The sequence below is a fragment of the Candidatus Brevundimonas phytovorans genome (assembly GCA_029203145.1).
GTDB lineage: Bacteria > Pseudomonadota > Alphaproteobacteria > Caulobacterales > Caulobacteraceae > Brevundimonas > Brevundimonas phytovorans.
Genome location: CP119309.1, coordinates 1667463 through 1683568, shown reverse-complemented (window position 1 = coordinate 1683568; position 16106 = coordinate 1667463). Strand labels below are relative to the sequence as shown.

The window sequence follows — 16106 nt, the reverse complement described above, 5'->3', positions numbered from 1 at the left end:
ATGAAGTGCCCCTTCTGCGGAAACGCCGACACCCAGGTCAAGGACAGCCGCCCGTCTGACGACGGCGCGGCCATCCGCCGCCGTCGGTCCTGCCCGCAGTGCAACGGGCGCTTCACCACCTTCGAGCGGGTGCAGCTGCGCGAACTGGTCATCCTGAAACGGAACGGCCGCCGCACCCCCTTCGACCGCGACAAGCTGGAACGTTCGCTGGGCATCGCCCTGCGCAAGCGCCCGGTGCAGCCCGATCAGGTCGAACTGCTGGTCAGCCGCATCGTGCGTCAGCTGGAAAGCCTGGGCGAGACCGAGATCCCGTCCAGCATCGTCGGCGACTTCATCATGAAGGCGCTGAAGTCGGTCGATGAGGTCGCCTACGTCCGCTACGCCTCGGTCTACAAGGACTTCCGCCACACCGGCGACTTCGCCAAATTCCTCGGCGACGAGGGTTTCGACGGGAGCAACGACGAACCCGGCAAGGCCTGATGCGCCCGCGCATCACCCTGAAGCTGGCGACGTCGCTGGACGGGCGCATCGCCACGGCCTCGGGCGAAAGCCAGTGGATCACCGGGCCAGAGGCGCGCCAGCAGGGCCACCGCCTGCGCGCGAGCCATGACGCCATCCTGGTCGGCGTCGAGACCGTGCTGGCCGACGATCCCGAACTGACGGTCAGACTTTCCCCTTCTCCCCTCGGGGGAGAAGGTGTCGTGCGGAGCATGACGGATGAGGGGGCGGGTTCAGCGCGCTCATCGTCAGAGGTCGAGGGCGTATTAAAGGTCCCCCTCATCCGAGCGGCTTCGCCGCCCACCTTCTCCCCCGAGGGGAGAAGAAATCCGTTGCGCGTCGTTCTTGATAGCCGTCTGCGGACGCCCATCACGGCCAAGGTCGCCAGCGGGAACACGCTGATCTTCACGCTAGGGGCTGTTCACGCCATCGGCCAGGCCGAGGTCGTCGCGGTCGCCGCCTCCGACGGCCGCCCCGCCATCGCCGCCGTCCTCGACGCCCTGACCGCCCGCGGCGTCACCTCCCTGCTGATCGAGGGCGGGGGGCGCGTCGCCGCCTCCTTCCTCACGGCGGGCGTGGTGGACGCCATCGAGTGGTTCCGCGCGCCCATTCTGCTGGGCGGAGAGGGGAGGCCCTGCGTCGCCTCTCTGGCGCTTGCAAAGCTGGCCGACGCCCCCAAGTTCCGTCGTCTGGGCGTAGAGCCTGTCGGAGACGACCTGTGGGAACGCTACGCGCGCTTCGACGGCTGATTTCAGACGATTCAGACTATTCAGACCATGTTTTTTGGGTCCGAAGGGACCGGAGTTTCCATGTTTACCGGCATCGTCACCGACATCGGCCGCGTCCGCAGCGTCCGCCAAACCGACCGCGACCGTCGCTATGAGGTCGAGACCGTGTGGGACACGGCCACCATCGACCTGGGCGCCTCCATCAGCCACGCGGGCTGCTGCCTGACCGTGACGGAGAAGGGCGAGGGCTGGTTTGCGGTCGAAGTGTCCGGCGAGACCCTGTCCAAGACCAAGCTGGGCGACTGGGCCGAGGACACGCGGGTCAATCTGGAGCGCGCCGCCAAGCTGGGCGACGAACTGGGCGGCCATATCGTCTCGGGCCATGTCGACGGTCTGGGCGAGGTGGTCTCCATCACGCCCGACGGCGGATCGCACCGCATCGTGATCGAGGCGCCCGCGCCGCTGCACCGTTTTATTGCGCCGAAGGGCTCAATCACCGTCGATGGGGTTTCCCTGACCGTGAATGGGGTGCAAGAGCGCCGCTTCGACTTGAACATCATTCCGCATACGTGGGATGCGACCACGCTTGGCGGCCTCAAGGTCGGCGACAAGGTCAACCTGGAGATCGACATGCTGGCGCGCTACCTCGCGCGGTGGCAGGAGACGGCGTGATGCCAATGGAACGTGGAATGCTGGCGGCGAACATGAACGACAGCCCGATCAGCCCGATCGAGGACATTCTCGAGGACGCCCGCAACGGGCGTCCCTACATCCTGGTGGACGCCGAGGATCGCGAGAACGAGGGCGACATCATCATTCCGGCCCAGTTCGCGACGCCGGATCAGATCAACTTCATGATCAAGCACGCGCGCGGTCTGGTCTGCCTGGCCATGACGGCGGATCGCGCCAAGGCCCTGCGCCTGCCGCCGATGGCCGCTGAAAACCGCGAAAGCATGGGCACGGCCTTCACCATCTCGATCGAGGCCAAGGAAGGCGTCACGACCGGCATCTCCGCCGCCGACCGCGCCCGCACCGTCCAGGTCGCCGCCGACCCGTCGCGCGGCGCCGACGACATCGTCTCCCCGGGCCACATCTTCCCTCTGGTTGCGCGCGACGGCGGGGTTCTGGTCCGCACCGGCCATACCGAAGCCGCTGTCGATATCAGCCGCATGGCGGGCCTGATCCCGGCCGGGGTGATCTGCGAGATCATCAAGGACGACGGCGAGATGGCGCGGATGCCTGACCTGATCGCCTTCGCCCAGTTGCATGGGCTGAAGATCGGCACCATCGCCGACCTGATCGCCTATCGCCGCCGCACCGAGCGCTTCGTCGAGCGCGTGCTGGATACCCCGTTCGAAAGCGTCCACGGCGGCCCGTTCCGCATGATCGTCTACAAGGACACCATCGAGGGCGCCGAACACGTCGCCCTGATCCACGGCGACATCGACCCGACCAAGCCGACCGTCGTGCGGATGCACCAGATCGACTTCGCCGCCGACCTGCTGGGGCACATTGAGGCCCGCCAGGACTATATCCCCCGCGCGCTCAAGGCGCTCAGCGCCGAGGACGGCCCCGGTGTCGCCGTCTTCCTGCGCGATCCGGGCCTGCACCGGCTGTCGGAACGTCTGGTCGGCGGCGACAAGCCCGCCGCCGCGGACCGCGCCATCAAAGCCTATGGCGTGGGCGCCCAGATCCTGCTGGATCTCGGCGTGCGCGACATGATCATCATGAGTTCGACCCGCCCCAATCCGACGGCGCTTGAAGGCTACGGCCTGCGCATCGCCGGTTGGCGCGACATGGACGGAGAAGACCAATCCTGAACGACCCCACCCGCGTCCTGATCGTTGAGGCGCGTTACTACGACGATCTGGCTGACGCCCTTCTGGAAGGGGCCAAGGACGCCCTGCGCGCGCAAGGCGTGCAGTTCGACGTCGTCACCGTGCCGGGCGCCCTGGAGGTTCCGACCGCCATCGCCCTGGCCGAGGAGGCCGGTCGCTACCCGACCGCCCCGCGCTATGACGGCTATGTCGCTCTGGGCTGCATCATTCGCGGCGAGACCTACCACTTCGAGATCGTCTCGGATCAATCCGCCGCCGGCCTGATGCATCTGGGCCTCAAGGGTCTGGCCATCGGCAACGGCATCCTGACGACCGAAGACGAAGCCCAGACCTGGGCGCGCGCCCGGATGAGCGAAGGCGACAAGGGCGGCGGCGCCGCTCGCGCCTGTCTGGACCTGATCGCGCTGCGCAAGCGCCTGCGCGGAGGACTGGCCTCGTGACCGAACAGAGCAAACCCACCCCGGCCACCGTCGCCGAAGTCATGGCGCAACTGGCCGAGGCCGACAAAGCCCGTGCCGAGCCGCAACTGACCTCGCGTCAGCGCCGCGCCCGCACGGTTGCTCGTCTGGCCGCTGTCCAGGCCCTGTATCAGATGGAACTGGCAGGCGAGGGCGTGGACGTCATCGTCAAGGAGTTCCGCGATCACCGCTTCGACGGCGACATCGACGGCGCCCCTCTGGCCGAGGCCGACGAGGACTGGTTCTCGGAGATCGTCCACGGCGTGGTCGAGGACCAGCGGGCCATCGACGAGGCCGTCAAGGCGCGTCTGGCCTCCAACTGGCGGATGGAACGTCTGGACGCCACGCTTCGCGCCCTCCTGCGTTGCGGCGCCTGGGAGCTGAAGTTCAAGTCCGACGTCCCGCGTGAAATCGTCATCGACGAGTATGTCGAGCTGGCCAAGGCCTTCTTCGACGAAGCAGAGGCGAAGTTCGTGAACGCGGCGCTCGACGGCGTGGCGCGCGATGCCCGCGATTGATGTCGCTGGCGAATTCGAGACCATCCAGCGGCTTCTGAAGCCGCTGGCGCACCCGGAATGGGCGAGGGGGCTGGCCGACGATGTGGCTGTGCTGCCCTCGCGTCCGGGGCATGATCTGATCCTGACCAAGGACGCCATCATCGAGGGCGTCCACTTCCTGCCCGACGACCCGCTGGACACCGTGGCGCAGAAGCTGCTGCGCGTGAACCTGTCCGACCTGGCCGCCAAGGGGGCAGAGCCCTTCGGCTATCTGCTGGCCTGCCACTGGTCCGAACGTTGCGGCTGGCCCGAGCGCGAGGCCTTTGTCGCCGGGCTGCGGCGCGACCAGGCCATCTTCGACATCGCCCTGCTGGGCGGCGACACGGTCAAGACGCCCGGTCCGGCCAGTTTCTCGGCCACCTTGATGGGCTGGGCGCCGTCGTCCTCTACCGTCAGCCGGGGCGGGGCGCGGCCGGGCGACCTGCTGTTTGTCACCGGCACGATAGGCGACGGCTGGTTGGGCCTTCAGGCGGCGCAAGGCGCGTTGTCGCTGGAGCCCGAGCGCATGGATGCGCTGGAGGCCGCCTATCGCACCCCCATGCCGCGTGTGGAGTTCGCCACCGTCGTGCGCGGCCTGGCCACGGCCAGCGCCGACGTCTCCGACGGCCTGCTGGCCGACGTCGGCCACATAGCCGAGGCCAGCAAGGTCGGCATCGAGATCGACCTGGAGGTCCTGCCCCTGTCGGCGGCGGCCCAGGCCTGGCTGGATAGTCGCGTCGATCCGCAGGGCGCGCTGGAGCTGCTGGCCGCCGGCGGCGACGACTACGAGATCATCCTGACCGTGCCGGCGGGGGCCGAGAACGCTCTTCGCCGTGAAGCGGAGCGCCGCCATCTGCGCCTGACCCGCATCGGTCGCGTGGTCGAGGGGCGGGGCGTGGTGGCGCGCCATCTCGGGGCCGAGATCACCCCGACCCGCGTCGGCTGGGCCCACGACTAGGGCCGCAACGGAATCCTAACGGGGGCAGGGCAGAACAGCCTGATGCAACGTCGCGCTTTGATCCAGGCCGCCGCCGTCCTGACCGCCTCCGGGGCCGCCTCCGCGCTCGCCGGCGGCGCGGACGCCAGTGAGAAGGCCGCACCGGCCGCCGCCGCCTTCCTGAACCTGCCCGGCATGGGCTTGCCGATCATCACCGAGGGGCGGGTGCGCAACTATGTCTTCATCGTCCTGAAGCTGCATCTCGGCCCTAACCACACGGTCGAGGCGGTGCGGGCCAAGGAGGCCTGGCTGCGCGACGCCCTGGTCCGCGCCGGACACCGCACGCCCTTTGTCCTGCCGGACACCTGGCTGGCGCTGGATACGGCGGCGCTGAGCGCCAGCCTGATCCGCTCGGCCTCCACCTTGATCGGGCCCGGCGCCGTGACCCGCGTCGAGGTCGTCAGCCAGACCCCGCGCCGTCGCACCGGAATGCAGGGCGTCTAAACCGCCTCAGAAACCGCTGTTGCTTCACGGCGCTGCTTTTGACACAGTTGGGTCGCAATTCCCGGGGGACGTGAGATTGCGTCCGTAGGCGCACGGGGGGACCGGAAGGCGGTGAGAGGCGCAAAGCCCGCCCGCGCCAAGGATCCGTGTGCTCGTTGCACAAGGGCTTGGAAACGCCATGACGAACTATCTATGGCTGGTCATCGCGGCCGGCGCACTGGGGGTGCTTTACGGCGCTGTCCAGACCGCCGTCCTGATGAAGGCCGGCACCGGTAACGACAGGATGCGAGAAATCGCGGCGGCGATTCAGGAAGGAGCTTCGGCCTACCTGAAGCGTCAGTACACAACGATTGGTATGGTGGGGGTCGTGATCTTGGTCGCGGCCTTTTTGCTTATCGGGCCCTGGGCTGCGCTCGGGTTCCTGATCGGGGCGGTGCTGTCCGGCGCCGCGGGTTTCGCAGGGATGCTGATCTCGGTACGGGCCAATGTGCGAACGGCGCAGGCGGCGTCTGAAAGTCTGGCCAAGGGGCTGGACCTGGCCTTCCGCTCGGGCGCCATCACCGGCATGTTCGTGGCGGGCGGCGCGCTTCTGGGCGTGTCGGGCTACTACGCCTTCATGACCCAGGGCATGGGCTTTGAAAGCACCAGCCGCACGGTCGTCGACGGCCTGGTGGCGCTGGGCTTCGGCGCTTCGCTGATCTCCATCTTCGCGCGCCTGGGCGGCGGCATCTTCACCAAGGGGGCCGACGTGGGCGGCGACATGGTGGGCAAGGTCGAAGCCGGCATCCCCGAGGACGATCCCCGCAACGCCGCCACCATCGCCGACAACGTAGGCGACAACGTCGGCGACTGCGCCGGCATGGCCGCCGACCTGTTCGAAACCTATGCCGTCACGACGGTGGCCACGATGGTTCTGGCGGCCATCTTCTTCCGCAACCAGCCCTATGTCGAAGTGATGATGCTGCTGCCGCTGGCGATCTGCGGCATCTGTATCGTGACCTCCATCATCGGCTCCTTCTTTGTTCGTCTGGGCAAGGGCGGCAATATCATGGGGGCCCTTTACCAGGGGCTGATCGTGACGGGCGTGCTGTCGGTTGTGGCTGTGTGGTGGGTGATCAACCAATTGCTGCCGGGCGCGGTCGAGACCTCCGGCGGGCTGCTGATCCAGCCGATGAACCTGTTCTGGGCCGGCGTCGTCGGTCTGCTGGTCACGGCGGCCATCGTGGTCATCACCGAGTTCTACACCGGCACGGGCTTCCGCCCCGTCAAGTCGGTGGCCAACGCATCGGTGTCGGGCCACGGCACCAATGTGATCCAGGGGTTGGCTGTGTCGCTGGAGTCCACGGCCCTGCCGGCGCTGACCATCATCGTCGGCATCGTTGCGGCCTTCCAACTGGCGGGCCTGTTCGGCATCGCCATCGCCACCACGACCATGCTGGGCGTGGCGGGGATGATCGTGGCGCTGGACGCCTTTGGTCCCGTCACCGACAACGCCGGCGGCATCGCCGAGATGGCGGGCCTGCCGTCGGACGTCCGTGTCTCGACTGACGCGCTGGACGCCGTGGGCAACACCACCAAGGCCGTGACCAAGGGCTACGCCATCGGTTCGGCGGGCCTGGGGGCGCTGGTCCTGTTCGCCGCCTATGTGGAAGACCTGAAGCATTTCTCGGCCGAGGCCGCGCCGGGCAGCTTCTTCCATGGCATGGGGGCGGTCGCCTTTGACCTGTCCAACCCCTACGTCGTCGTAGGCCTGCTGTTCGGCGGGGCTCTGCCCTTCCTGTTCGGCGGCATGTCGATGACGGCCGTGGGGCGCGCCGCCGAGGCCGTCGTGGCCGAGGTGCGTCGTCAGTTCCGCGAGAATCCGGGCATCATGACGTTCGAGACCAAGCCAGAGTACGGCAAGGCCGTGGACATCCTGACCAGTGCGGCGATCCGCGAGATGATCGTGCCCAGCCTGCTGCCGGTGCTGTCGCCGATCGTCCTGTTCGTGGTGGTGCTGTTCATCCAGCCGGACAAGGCCAACGCCTTCGCCGCCCTGGGGGCCATGCTGATGGGGGTGATCGTGACGGGCCTGTTCGTGGCCATCTCGATGACCTCGGGCGGCGGCGCCTGGGACAACGCCAAGAAGCTGATCGAGGAAGGCTTCACCGACAAGAACGGCGTCGTCCACGGCAAGGGTTCGGAGGCGCACAAGGCCGCCGTTACGGGCGACACCGTGGGCGATCCCTACAAGGACACCTCCGGTCCGGCGGTGAACCCGATGATCAAGATCACCAACATCGTGGCCCTGCTGCTGCTGGCGGTGCTGGCGAGCGGGAAGATCGTCTGACGAAAAAGGCCCCGGGGATCGCTCCTCGGGGCGCTTTTTTAAGAGGCCTATGCTCGCGACGCGGTCGCTCGCGGCTTGAGGCCGAAGAGGGCTGCCGCGGGTGAAGCGGCCTGCCCTTAGTCCGGGCGACGCTGGCCGGGAACGTCTTCTTCGGTGCGCGGCAGTTGGCCACGGCCGACGTTGCCCAGCAGTTGTTCCAGAATCGTCAGCTGACGGCCGCGGGTCGGCGTCTCGCGCCGCTCCATGGCGATCTGGCGACCGTCCTCGAGGCCCAGGGTGCGGACGGCGGCGACCTTGCCGTCGGCCTTGTTGAAGGTGATCTCAGTCACCGAACGCTGCGACACCTGCGGCTTGTTGTAGGTGTAACGCTCGGTCGTCTGGGTCAGGTAGTACCAAACGGTGTCGGGCTCGAAGGTCGAGGTGGTCGAGGGCGACCCCAGTCGCGCCAGGACGGTTTCCCGAGTGTCGGTGCCGGCCACGACATCCTGAGGCTTGGCGTCGATCGCCTGGAAGCCCTGGGTGGCGACAACGGGCGCGCAGGCGCCGGCAGCGGCGGCCAGCGCAACAGCAGCGAAGATCGGTGTAATTCGGGGCATCCGCGTCCGCCTCAGCATAACAAGGTCTTTGACCTAACCGGCGCTGCGTCCTAGTGCAACGGCGCGGCGAAAAAGGGGCTGTTGCTCATGCTAAGAAATCTCTTCCGACAACGGCCCGATGAGCGCCAGGGTGACGCCCTGTATGCCCTGGCGGTGGCGCAAGCCCGCCAGCCTGCTTTTTACACCGCCCTCGGCGTGACCGATCAGATCGACGCCCGGTTCGAGCTCTACACCCTGCACGTCCTGATTCTGTTCCTGCGACTGAAGCAGGACGGCGAGCGCGGCGAGGTCGCGGCGCAGAGGCTGTTCGACACCTATATCTCGTCGCTGGACAACACGCTGCGCGAACTGGGCGTCGGCGACGTCTCGGTCGGCAAGAAGATGCGCAAGCTGGGCGAGTCCCTGTATGGCCGCATGAGCGCCTACGAAGGTCCGCTGCGCGCCGAGGACGTCGAGGCCCTGGCTGTGTCGCTGGCCAAGAACGTCTATGAAAGCGCTGACGCCGCGACCGCGCAGGCCCTAGCGCGTTACGCCGTGACTTCGCGTCAGAATCTGGCGACGCAGTCGTTTGAAACCGTGTCCAAGGCCCCGGCCTGGGCGGAGATCACCGCATGAACGACCTTCCACCGCTGCCCTACAGCGAGCCGCTGAGGCTTCACCACATCGGCGCCGGCGTGCAGCGCCGCCTGACGCCGGACGCCGAGGCCGTCAAACGGATCGCGCGCGCCCTGGATCTTCAGGCGCTCGACCTGTTCGAGGTGGACATCAACCTGGTCCCGACCGTGTCGGGCTGGCGTCTGGACGGGCGGGTCGTGGCCGATGCGGTTCAGACCTGCGGCCTGACGCTGGAGCCCCTGCCGGTCCATATCGATCGCAAGTTCTCGGTGCAGATGGTCGAGGCGACCGAGCGCGAGCCTGATGAGGACGGCGAAATCGATCTGGAGCTGGACGACGATTCGCCGGATCAGATCGAAGGCGGCAGCCTGGACCTGGGCCAATACGCCGTCGAGCAGCTGGCGCTGAGCCTCGATCCCTTCCCGCGCAAGCCGGGCGCGGTGTTTGAACAGCCCCCGGAGCCCGGTGAAATCTCGCCTTTCGCCGTGCTGAAGAGCCTGCAATCCAAGGACGGTTCCGGCGAAGGTTGACCTGACGTCGGGCTGGTAGCATCCCAAGGGTGCGACATTTGCGTCCTGCATCCCTATATGAAGCCGCGACAAGACGGCGACGGAGTCCATTTCCACTTGGCATCCCCAACACTGATCTCGCTTGACGCCATGGGCGGGGACCACGGTCCCTCGGTCGTGGTCGGCGGCGTGAAGGACTATCTCTCGCGGCATGACGGCGAGGGCGTGCGTTTCCTGCTGCATGGCGACGAGGCGGCGATCCGCGCCGAGATGGCGCGCTGTGGCCTGACCGACGCCGTCTGCGACGTGCGTCACACCGACAAGATCGTGGCCATGGACGAGAAGCCCGCCCAGGCCATGCGCCGGGGCAAAGGCTCCAGCCTGTGGAACGCCATCGAGGCGGTGAAGACGGGCGAGGCGGCCGCGGCGGTCTCCGCCGGCAACACAGGCGCCCTGATGGCCATCTCCAAGCTGCTGCTGCGTATGGCGGCGCCGGGGCTGGAACGCCCGGCCATCGTCGCCAGCTGGCCGACTCTGCGCGGCTACACCGCCGTTCTGGACGTCGGCGCCAATATCGGCAGCGACGCCAAGCAGTTGATCGAATTCGCCATCATGGGCGAGGCCTTCCAGTCGGCGGTGCATGGCGTGGCCAAGCCCACGGTCGGTCTGCTGAACGTCGGCTCGGAGGACATGAAGGGCCACGATGAGGTCCGCGAGGCCCACGCCATCCTGCGCGAGGGCGGCATTCCGCTGAACTATCATGGCTTTGTCGAGGGCGACGACATCGCCAAGGGCACGGTGGACGTGATCGTCACCGACGGCTTCACCGGCAATATCGCCTTGAAAACCGCTGAGGGCACGGCACGCTTCATCTCCAGCCTGCTGAAAGAGGCCCTGACCTCGGGCCCGATCGCCAAGCTGGGCGCCCTGATCGCCATGCCGGCGCTGAAGCGCATGGCGGCGAAGATTGACCCCAACGCCATTAACGGCGGGCCTCTGCTGGGTCTGAACGGCATCGTCGTGAAAAGCCACGGCGGCGCCACGCCGCGCGGTTATGGAAACGCCGTCCGCATCGCCGTCGACCTGGCGCGCAGCGATTATATGGTCAAGGTCGGGGCCAACCTGGGACGGCTCGCCGCCCTGGACCAGTCCGCGCCCGTCGCCGAAACCCTTGGGGAGACCCACCAGTGAGCGTCATTCGCAGCGCCGTGACCGGCGTCGGCTCCTTCCTGCCGGAGAAGGTCGTCACCAACGCCGACCTGGCCAAGTTCGTCGACACCTCGGATGAGTGGATCGTCGAGCGCACCGGTATCCATCAACGCCACCAGGCCCGCGACGACGAGCCGACCAGCGATCTGGCGGTCGAGGCCGCGCGCCGCGCCCTGGCCGACGCCGGAAAGACGGCGGCTGACGTCGACCTGATCATCGTCGCCACCACCACCCCGGACCAGACCTTCCCTGCTACCGCCGCCATCGTCCAGGCCAAGCTGGGCGCACCGGTGGGCATCGCTTTCGACGTTCAGGCGGTCTGCTCGGGCTTCGTCTACGCCATGAGCGTGGCCGATGGCTTTGTCGCGCGCGGCATGGCCAAGTGCGCCCTGGTCATCGGCGCCGAGGAAATGACCCGGCTGATGGACTGGAACGACCGGACCACCTGCGTCCTGTTCGGCGACGGCGCCGGCGCCTTTGTCGTCGAACCGCGCGAAGGGCAGGGGACCAAGGCTGATCAGGGCGTCTTGGGCTTCGCCCTGCGCTGCGACGGCACCAAGTCGGACATGCTCTATGTCGACGGCGGTCCGTCCACGACCGGCACGGTCGGCCACCTGAAGATGCTGGGCAATCAGGTCTTCCGCCACGCCGTCGTCAACATCGCCGAAGCCATCGTCGGCGCGACCGAGGCGGCGGGCGTCGAGATCCCCGAGATCGACTGGTTCGTGCCGCACCAGGCCAACCAGCGCATCATTCGCGGGGTCGGTGACCGTCTGGGTCTGGACGAAAACAAGGTCGTGTCGACCGTGGCCATGCACGCCAACACCTCGGCGGCGTCGATCCCTCTGGCCATGGATGCGGCCATCAAGGATGGGCGGATCAAGCGCGGCGATCTGGTGGTGATCGAGGCCATGGGCGGCGGTCTGACCTGGGGCGCCTGCGCCTTCCGTCTCTGATTTGCATTCAGGGCTTTGATTCGGGGCGACTTTGCCCTTCTATGCGTGCGGATTGGCAGCGGAGAGACGCAGTGACGGGACAACAGACCCTGACCCGGGCGGATTTGTGCGACGCGGTGCATGACGAGGTCGGGCTTTCCCGCCAGGAATGCTCCGGTCTGGTCGAGCGCACGCTCGAACTCGTCGTCGAATCGCTTGAGCGCGGCGAGACGGTGAAGCTGTCTGGCTTCGGCGTCTTTCAGGTGCGTGAGAAGCGCGCCCGCATGGGCCGCAACCCGAAGACGGGCGAACCGGCGGCGATCAATCCGCGTCGGGTCATCAGCTTCCGCGCCTCGCAGATCATGAAGAGCCGGGTCCACGACGCGGTCGTCGAGGACTAGTCCAGCGTGGCCAAAAGCCCGAACGCCTTTCGCACCATTTCCGAGGCCGCTGACGAAGTCGGCGCGCCCCAACATGTCCTGCGCTTCTGGGAGACGAAGTTCGACTTCATCGCCCCGGTGAAGCGCGCGGGCGGCCGTCGCTTCTATCGGCCCGAAGACGTCGCCGTCCTGAAAGGCGTACGGCGGCTGCTGCATGACGAGGGACTGACCATTCGCGGCGTCCAGCGTCTGCACAAGGAGCAGGGCCTGGCGCGTCTGGCCGCCTATGGCGATCCGACGACGGTGCTCGAGATTGACGTCGATGTGGAGCGCGAACCCGCCGGTTCCGTCGCCGCAGGACCGTTTGACGCCGCGCGTCTGGGCGCTGTTTTGGCCGACCTGGAGTCGGCGAAGGCGCGTCTGGAGGCTGTTCTGCAGCGCTGAAGCGAACTTGTTGTTCAAAGAGCGTTTTAGAGTTTGCGGAGTGCGGAATCGCCCTCTATAGGGAGCGTCTTCGGAGCGTGGCGCAGCCTGGTAGCGCACTTGACTGGGGGTCAAGGGGTCGCAGGTTCGAATCCTGTCGCTCCGACCATTTCCTCAGGGAAATCGGTTGGTTAAAGGGGTCGCTTTCGGGCGGCCCCTTTTGCAATTTCGGCTCTATTTTGCGTCGGGATCGCGCTCGGCCCACCGCAGCATCGGGATCAGGGGAATGCCCCAGCCGATGCCGGCGACGGCGAAGAAGAGCAGGTCCAGCCACCAGATGTTCGGCAGGACGTCGTTGATCGACACCGCGCCCCAGACCCAGAAGGTCAGGAACAGCAGGACGCCGATGGTGGCGACGAAGCGGCGGGTCCGGGCGCCCATCAGCGCTTGCTCCGGAACAGGAAGAAGGCCACCAGGCAGACCACGGCGGCGATCATCGACCAGACGATCCAGGTCCAGTCGCTGAGCGTGGCGACGGCGAAGACGCGGATGGCCAGGAAGGCCCCGCAGCCGGCGCCGACGGCAGCGACCAGAATGGTCCCGCCCAGTCCGCGACGGCCGGTCAGCAGGTCTGCGATCCAGGCCAGAACCAGAGCGCCGACGACGGCGATGGCGATATCCGCATATGGCGCCACGGGCGCTCCTTCAGAATGGTGCGACGCCTTGGCGTCGAAAGCGACTCGATCTTGCCGCGCTGGGGGGGCATACCGCCCCGGTCGCCCGACTTGTAAGGCGACAGTGTATCGGGGCGAACGGCAGGCGTCGAATGAAGCGTTTCGTAAATCAGGATCGCAGCCGCGCGGTGGCGCTGTGGTTGTTCTTCAGCGCGGCGATGGTCTTCGCCATGGTGGTCATCGGCGGCGTGACGCGCCTGACGGGTTCGGGCCTGTCGATCACCGAGTGGAAGCCCATCATGGGGGCGATCCCGCCGCTGAATGCGGCGCAATGGGCCGACGCCTTCGAGAAATACAAGGCCATCCCGCAGTATGCCCAGGTCAACGCCGGCATGAGCCTGGGCGAGTTCCAGGGCATCTTCTGGTGGGAATGGCTGCACCGTCTGGTCGGGCGTCTGATCGGCGTGGTCTTCGCGGCGCCCTTCGTGATCTTCCTGCTGATCGGACGGATGCCGAAGCGGTTGATCGGGCGCTGCCTGATTCTGTTGGGGTTGGGCGGGCTGCAGGGCCTGATCGGCTGGTGGATGGTGTCGAGCGGCCTGTCGGAGCGGGTTGACGTGGCGCCGGAGCGGCTGGCGACACACCTGGGTCTGGCCTTCCTGATCTTCGCCGGCCTGATCTGGACCGGGCTGGAGGCCTGGAGCGGGTCGGACCATTCACGGTCGCCGCGCGGCTGGACCTGGGGCGCGGCCCTGTTGCTGGGCGCGATCTTCCTTCAGTGCCTGCTGGGCGGGCTGGTGGCCGGGGCCAAGGCGGGCTTCATCTATACCGACTGGCCGATGATGAACGGCGCGGTCTTCCCGCCGGTCGAGTGGGGCAAGGGCGCCATCGCCTTCCTGCATGATCAGGGGCTGGTGCAGTTCAATCATCGCATCGGCGCCTATCTGCTGCTGGCGGCGGGCACGGCCTATGCCATCCACGCCTGGCGCTGGCGGCTGGCCGAGGGTCTGGGTCTGTCAGCCTTCGTGCTGGCCGGCGCGCTGTGGCTGCAGGCCAGCCTGGGCGTCGTCACCCTGATGCACGCTGTGCCGATCACCCTGGGAGCGCTGCACCAGGCGGCGGCGGCCCTGGTGCTGGGCGCGGCGACGGTCAACCTGTGGCTGGTCCGCCGCTCGCGCCCGCGCCTGTTCATGAGCGGACCGCGTTCCACGGGCCTCTGATCGCGAAGGTCAGGCCGGGGTACATGATGTTCACGAACAGGACGCTGCCGTCCGGCGAGAACACGGCCCCGGCGAACTCCGAGTTTCCGGTGAAGACGTTGCGGGCGAGGGTGTAGAGGCGGCCGTCGGGCGTCACGCCCTTGATATGGTTGCGCACCTCGTCGGAATAGTTGTCCTCGCAGACGATCAGGTGGCCCCAGGGGGCGATGCACAGGTTGTCGCCCATGTTCATGGTGCGCAGGTCGGTGCTTTCGACGAACAGCTGGATGCGGCCGGGCGTGCGGGCCTCGTCCGCGCCGCCTTCGTCGGGCGAGGGGACGTAGCGCATGATCTGGCCCCGGCGCAGCGGCCCGCCCGAGGTGGCGGTCAGGTAGAGCTCGTTGTCGCCCCAGAAGATTCCTTCGCCGCGCGCCACCTTCACGGCGCCCGCCGCGTGGCCGCGATGGCGCAGGTCGTCGTTGGGGGATTCCACGTCGTCCAGATCGATCCACTCGACCTCGCGCCAGTCATTGACCGACCAGAGGCGGGCGTCGTGGTTGGCGCTGTCGGCACCGGGCTGACCCTTGAAAGCCATGGCCTGCAGCCGTCCGCCGCGCGCCAGTTGGCCGGGGACGGTCGGGATGAAGCGATAGAAGAGGCCGTCGCCCTGATCCTCGGTCAGGTAGGCGATGCCGGTGCGCGGATCGATGCAGACGGCCTCGTGATCGAAGCGGCCCATGGCCTTCAGCGGCACGGGATCGACCAGGCCGGTGGCGTCGGCGGGAACCTCGAACACCCAGCCGTGGGCCTTGGTCACGTTGGCGTCGGCGGGGGTTTCGACGGTTTCCTCGCAGGTCAGCCAGGTTCCCCAAGGCGTGTGGCCGCCGCAGCAGTTGGTCGAGGTGCCGGCCAGCGACAGGTGCTGCCGCACTGTTTTCCGGCTCTCGAGGTCATAGACCAGGGTCGTCGTGCCGCCGGGCAGGGCGCGCCCGTCCTTGTCGGTGTCGTAGGCCTTGGAGGTGTCCAGCAGGCCGAGGCGTTCATGATGGAAACCGCCTGGCCCCATGTTGCGATGAAGCGCCTTGGACCCCTTCAGTTCGTGGTTGCGGACCAGGGCGACCGTGGTCGGCGTCAGGGCGAAACAGCCCATGCCGTCGGGTTGGCCGGGCACCAGCAGGCCGTCGTCCATGGTCTCGCCGCTCTGGGAGATGACCTGATAGGAAAAGCCCTCGGGCAGGTCGAGCAGGCCGTTGGGATCGGCCTTCAGCGGGCCATAGCCCTCGACCTGATTGACGTAGGTTTCCTCGCCGGCGGCCAATGCTCGTCCCTGCGCGTGGACGTTGCGGGCGAAGCCGGCGAAGGCGAAGGCGGCGGCTCCGGTCGAGATCAGTTGGCGGCGTTGCAGGCGCATGAAGGGACTCCGTGTGACGCCGCGCTTAGAGCGGGTGCCGGCGACAGGGGCGATACGGTCCTGTGACGGTTGCGTGGCTGCGACGATTGGGCGGGGGACGACGGCTGTCCTCCACCCGCAAGGGGAGAAGGATTTTTGGAGCGCTAACGCCTTTGGCTGCTTGAGCGGCTTTTCCCGCAAGGGGAGAAGGGGGTGGTTTGGGCTAAACATGAACGGGTATTTTAATACCGTTTGTAATAAGTTGTTTTAAATCAATATCTTGATGTAAAATCGTGTCGCGTTCCGGTGTTGACCTGCTGTGGATGAGCCTCTATCAGCACGCCTTCC

General features: G+C 67.1%; 20 protein-coding genes and 1 tRNA gene. 17 read left to right on the top strand and 4 right to left on the bottom strand.

The genetic code is table 11. The features are described 5' to 3' along the window. From nrdR to P0Y52_08225, 9 genes are all read left to right on the top strand, one after another. Positions 1 to 480 (top strand): transcriptional regulator NrdR, encoded by a 480-nt coding sequence (nrdR, locus tag P0Y52_08265; GenBank protein ID WEK56545.1) that lies wholly within the window; start codon positions 1 to 3, stop codon positions 478 to 480. Continuing rightward, positions 480 to 1247, top strand: a complete 768-nt coding sequence (locus P0Y52_08260) for a RibD family protein (protein WEK56544.1) — start codon at positions 480 to 482, stop codon at positions 1245 to 1247. Before nrdR ends, P0Y52_08260 begins: the two co-directional genes overlap by 1 nt. A 60-nt stretch (positions 1248 to 1307) precedes the next feature. Continuing rightward, entirely contained in the window at positions 1308 to 1898 is a 591-nt protein-coding gene (locus P0Y52_08255; GenBank protein ID WEK56543.1) for a riboflavin synthase, read from the top strand. Then, positions 1898 to 3046 carry a 3,4-dihydroxy-2-butanone-4-phosphate synthase gene (gene ribB, locus P0Y52_08250; GenBank protein ID WEK56542.1) on the top strand — a complete coding sequence of 383 codons (1149 nt, stop codon included), beginning with the start codon at positions 1898 to 1900 and terminating at the stop codon, positions 3044 to 3046. Before P0Y52_08255 ends, ribB begins: the two co-directional genes overlap by 1 nt. After that, on the top strand, positions 3043 to 3504 hold the full coding sequence (gene ribH / locus P0Y52_08245) for a 6,7-dimethyl-8-ribityllumazine synthase (protein WEK59465.1): 462 nt from the start codon (positions 3043 to 3045) through the stop codon (positions 3502 to 3504). Before ribB ends, ribH begins: the two co-directional genes overlap by 4 nt. A 41-nt stretch (positions 3505 to 3545) precedes the next feature. Further along, the gene (gene nusB / locus P0Y52_08240; GenBank protein WEK59464.1) at positions 3546 to 4040 is read left to right on the top strand and encodes a transcription antitermination factor NusB; all 495 of its coding nucleotides are present in this window, start codon (positions 3546 to 3548) and stop codon (positions 4038 to 4040) included. Next, positions 4027 to 5016 carry a thiamine-phosphate kinase gene (gene thiL, locus P0Y52_08235; GenBank protein ID WEK56541.1) on the top strand — a complete coding sequence of 330 codons (990 nt, stop codon included), beginning with the start codon at positions 4027 to 4029 and terminating at the stop codon, positions 5014 to 5016. The genes nusB and thiL overlap by 14 nt, the downstream gene beginning before the upstream one ends. Positions 5017 to 5058: 42 nt before the next feature. Further along, positions 5059 to 5499 carry a hypothetical protein gene (locus tag P0Y52_08230; GenBank protein WEK56540.1) on the top strand — a complete coding sequence of 147 codons (441 nt, stop codon included), beginning with the start codon at positions 5059 to 5061 and terminating at the stop codon, positions 5497 to 5499. A gap of 178 nt (positions 5500 to 5677) precedes the next feature. Then, entirely contained in the window at positions 5678 to 7828 is a 2151-nt protein-coding gene (locus tag P0Y52_08225; GenBank protein ID WEK56539.1) for a sodium-translocating pyrophosphatase, read from the top strand. A gap of 116 nt (positions 7829 to 7944) precedes the next feature. On the opposite strand, the gene bamE is transcribed toward P0Y52_08225, so the two are convergent. Beyond that, entirely contained in the window at positions 7945 to 8424 is a 480-nt protein-coding gene (gene bamE, locus P0Y52_08220) for an outer membrane protein assembly factor BamE (GenBank protein WEK56538.1), read from the bottom strand. An 87-nt stretch (positions 8425 to 8511) separates the two neighbouring features. Here bamE and P0Y52_08215 point away from each other — a divergent pair, with 87 nt between their 5' ends. The 7 genes from P0Y52_08215 to P0Y52_08185 all read left to right on the top strand — a co-directional run bounded on the left by P0Y52_08215 (position 8512) and on the right by P0Y52_08185 (position 12664). After that, the gene (locus P0Y52_08215; protein ID WEK56537.1) at positions 8512 to 9039 is read left to right on the top strand and encodes a ubiquinol-cytochrome C chaperone family protein; all 528 of its coding nucleotides are present in this window, start codon (positions 8512 to 8514) and stop codon (positions 9037 to 9039) included. After that, entirely contained in the window at positions 9036 to 9569 is a 534-nt protein-coding gene (locus P0Y52_08210; GenBank protein ID WEK56536.1) for a DUF177 domain-containing protein, read from the top strand. Before P0Y52_08215 ends, P0Y52_08210 begins: the two co-directional genes overlap by 4 nt. 96 nt (positions 9570 to 9665) lie before the next feature. Then, positions 9666 to 10739: a phosphate acyltransferase PlsX gene (gene plsX / locus P0Y52_08205; GenBank protein WEK56535.1), complete on the top strand. Its 1074-nt coding sequence runs from the start codon at positions 9666 to 9668 to the stop codon at positions 10737 to 10739. Continuing rightward, on the top strand, positions 10736 to 11713 hold the full coding sequence (locus P0Y52_08200) for a ketoacyl-ACP synthase III (protein ID WEK56534.1): 978 nt from the start codon (positions 10736 to 10738) through the stop codon (positions 11711 to 11713). The genes plsX and P0Y52_08200 overlap by 4 nt, the downstream gene beginning before the upstream one ends. Before the next feature lie 71 nt (positions 11714 to 11784). Beyond that, positions 11785 to 12093: an integration host factor subunit alpha gene (locus tag P0Y52_08195; GenBank protein WEK56533.1), complete on the top strand. Its 309-nt coding sequence runs from the start codon at positions 11785 to 11787 to the stop codon at positions 12091 to 12093. Positions 12094 to 12099: 6 nt separating this feature from the next. Then, positions 12100 to 12516, top strand: a complete 417-nt coding sequence (locus tag P0Y52_08190) for a MerR family transcriptional regulator (protein ID WEK56532.1) — start codon at positions 12100 to 12102, stop codon at positions 12514 to 12516. 71 nt (positions 12517 to 12587) lie between these two features. After that, positions 12588 to 12664 (top strand) — tRNA-Pro (locus tag P0Y52_08185). A 65-nt stretch (positions 12665 to 12729) separates the two neighbouring features. Here the strand turns inward: P0Y52_08185 and P0Y52_08180 are convergent. Both P0Y52_08180 and P0Y52_08175 read right to left on the bottom strand, forming a co-directional pair. Next, positions 12730 to 12936 (bottom strand): DUF2842 domain-containing protein, encoded by a 207-nt coding sequence (locus tag P0Y52_08180; protein ID WEK56531.1) that lies wholly within the window; start codon positions 12934 to 12936, stop codon positions 12730 to 12732. Next, entirely contained in the window at positions 12936 to 13190 is a 255-nt protein-coding gene (locus tag P0Y52_08175) for a transglycosylase (GenBank protein WEK56530.1), read from the bottom strand. Before P0Y52_08175 ends, P0Y52_08180 begins: the two co-directional genes overlap by 1 nt. Positions 13191 to 13321: 131 nt before the next feature. Here P0Y52_08175 and P0Y52_08170 point away from each other — a divergent pair, with 131 nt between their 5' ends. Next, on the top strand, positions 13322 to 14389 hold the full coding sequence (locus tag P0Y52_08170) for a COX15/CtaA family protein (protein ID WEK56529.1): 1068 nt from the start codon (positions 13322 to 13324) through the stop codon (positions 14387 to 14389). On the opposite strand, the gene P0Y52_08165 is transcribed toward P0Y52_08170, so the two are convergent. Next, on the bottom strand, positions 14358 to 15779 hold the full coding sequence (locus P0Y52_08165; GenBank protein ID WEK56528.1) for a DUF839 domain-containing protein: 1422 nt from the start codon (positions 15777 to 15779) through the stop codon (positions 14358 to 14360). The genes P0Y52_08170 and P0Y52_08165 overlap by 32 nt on opposite strands. Between the last annotated feature and the right edge of the window lie 327 nt (positions 15780 to 16106).

Excerpts from the sequence above, each read along its gene's own strand:
- nrdR (WEK56545.1), top strand. The coding sequence starts at position 1 with ATGAAGTGCCCCTTCTGCGGAAACGCCGACACCCAGGTCAAGGACAGC.
- P0Y52_08260 (WEK56544.1), top strand. The coding sequence starts at position 480 with ATGCGCCCGCGCATCACCCTGAAGCTGGCGACGTCGCTGGACGGGCGC.
- P0Y52_08255 (WEK56543.1), top strand. The coding sequence starts at position 1,308 with ATGTTTACCGGCATCGTCACCGACATCGGCCGCGTCCGCAGCGTCCGC.
- ribB (WEK56542.1), top strand. The coding sequence starts at position 1,898 with ATGCCAATGGAACGTGGAATGCTGGCGGCGAACATGAACGACAGCCCG.
- nusB (WEK59464.1), top strand. The coding sequence starts at position 3,546 with ATGGCGCAACTGGCCGAGGCCGACAAAGCCCGTGCCGAGCCGCAACTG.
- thiL (WEK56541.1), top strand. The coding sequence starts at position 4,027 with ATGCCCGCGATTGATGTCGCTGGCGAATTCGAGACCATCCAGCGGCTT.
- P0Y52_08230 (WEK56540.1), top strand. The coding sequence starts at position 5,059 with ATGCAACGTCGCGCTTTGATCCAGGCCGCCGCCGTCCTGACCGCCTCC.
- P0Y52_08225 (WEK56539.1), top strand. The coding sequence starts at position 5,678 with ATGACGAACTATCTATGGCTGGTCATCGCGGCCGGCGCACTGGGGGTG.
- bamE (WEK56538.1), bottom strand. The coding sequence starts at position 8,424 with ATGCCCCGAATTACACCGATCTTCGCTGCTGTTGCGCTGGCCGCCGCT.
- P0Y52_08215 (WEK56537.1), top strand. The coding sequence starts at position 8,512 with ATGCTAAGAAATCTCTTCCGACAACGGCCCGATGAGCGCCAGGGTGAC.
- P0Y52_08210 (WEK56536.1), top strand. The coding sequence starts at position 9,036 with ATGAACGACCTTCCACCGCTGCCCTACAGCGAGCCGCTGAGGCTTCAC.
- P0Y52_08180 (WEK56531.1), bottom strand. The coding sequence starts at position 12,936 with ATGGGCGCCCGGACCCGCCGCTTCGTCGCCACCATCGGCGTCCTGCTG.
- P0Y52_08170 (WEK56529.1), top strand. The coding sequence starts at position 13,322 with ATGAAGCGTTTCGTAAATCAGGATCGCAGCCGCGCGGTGGCGCTGTGG.
- P0Y52_08165 (WEK56528.1), bottom strand. The coding sequence starts at position 15,779 with ATGCGCCTGCAACGCCGCCAACTGATCTCGACCGGAGCCGCCGCCTTC.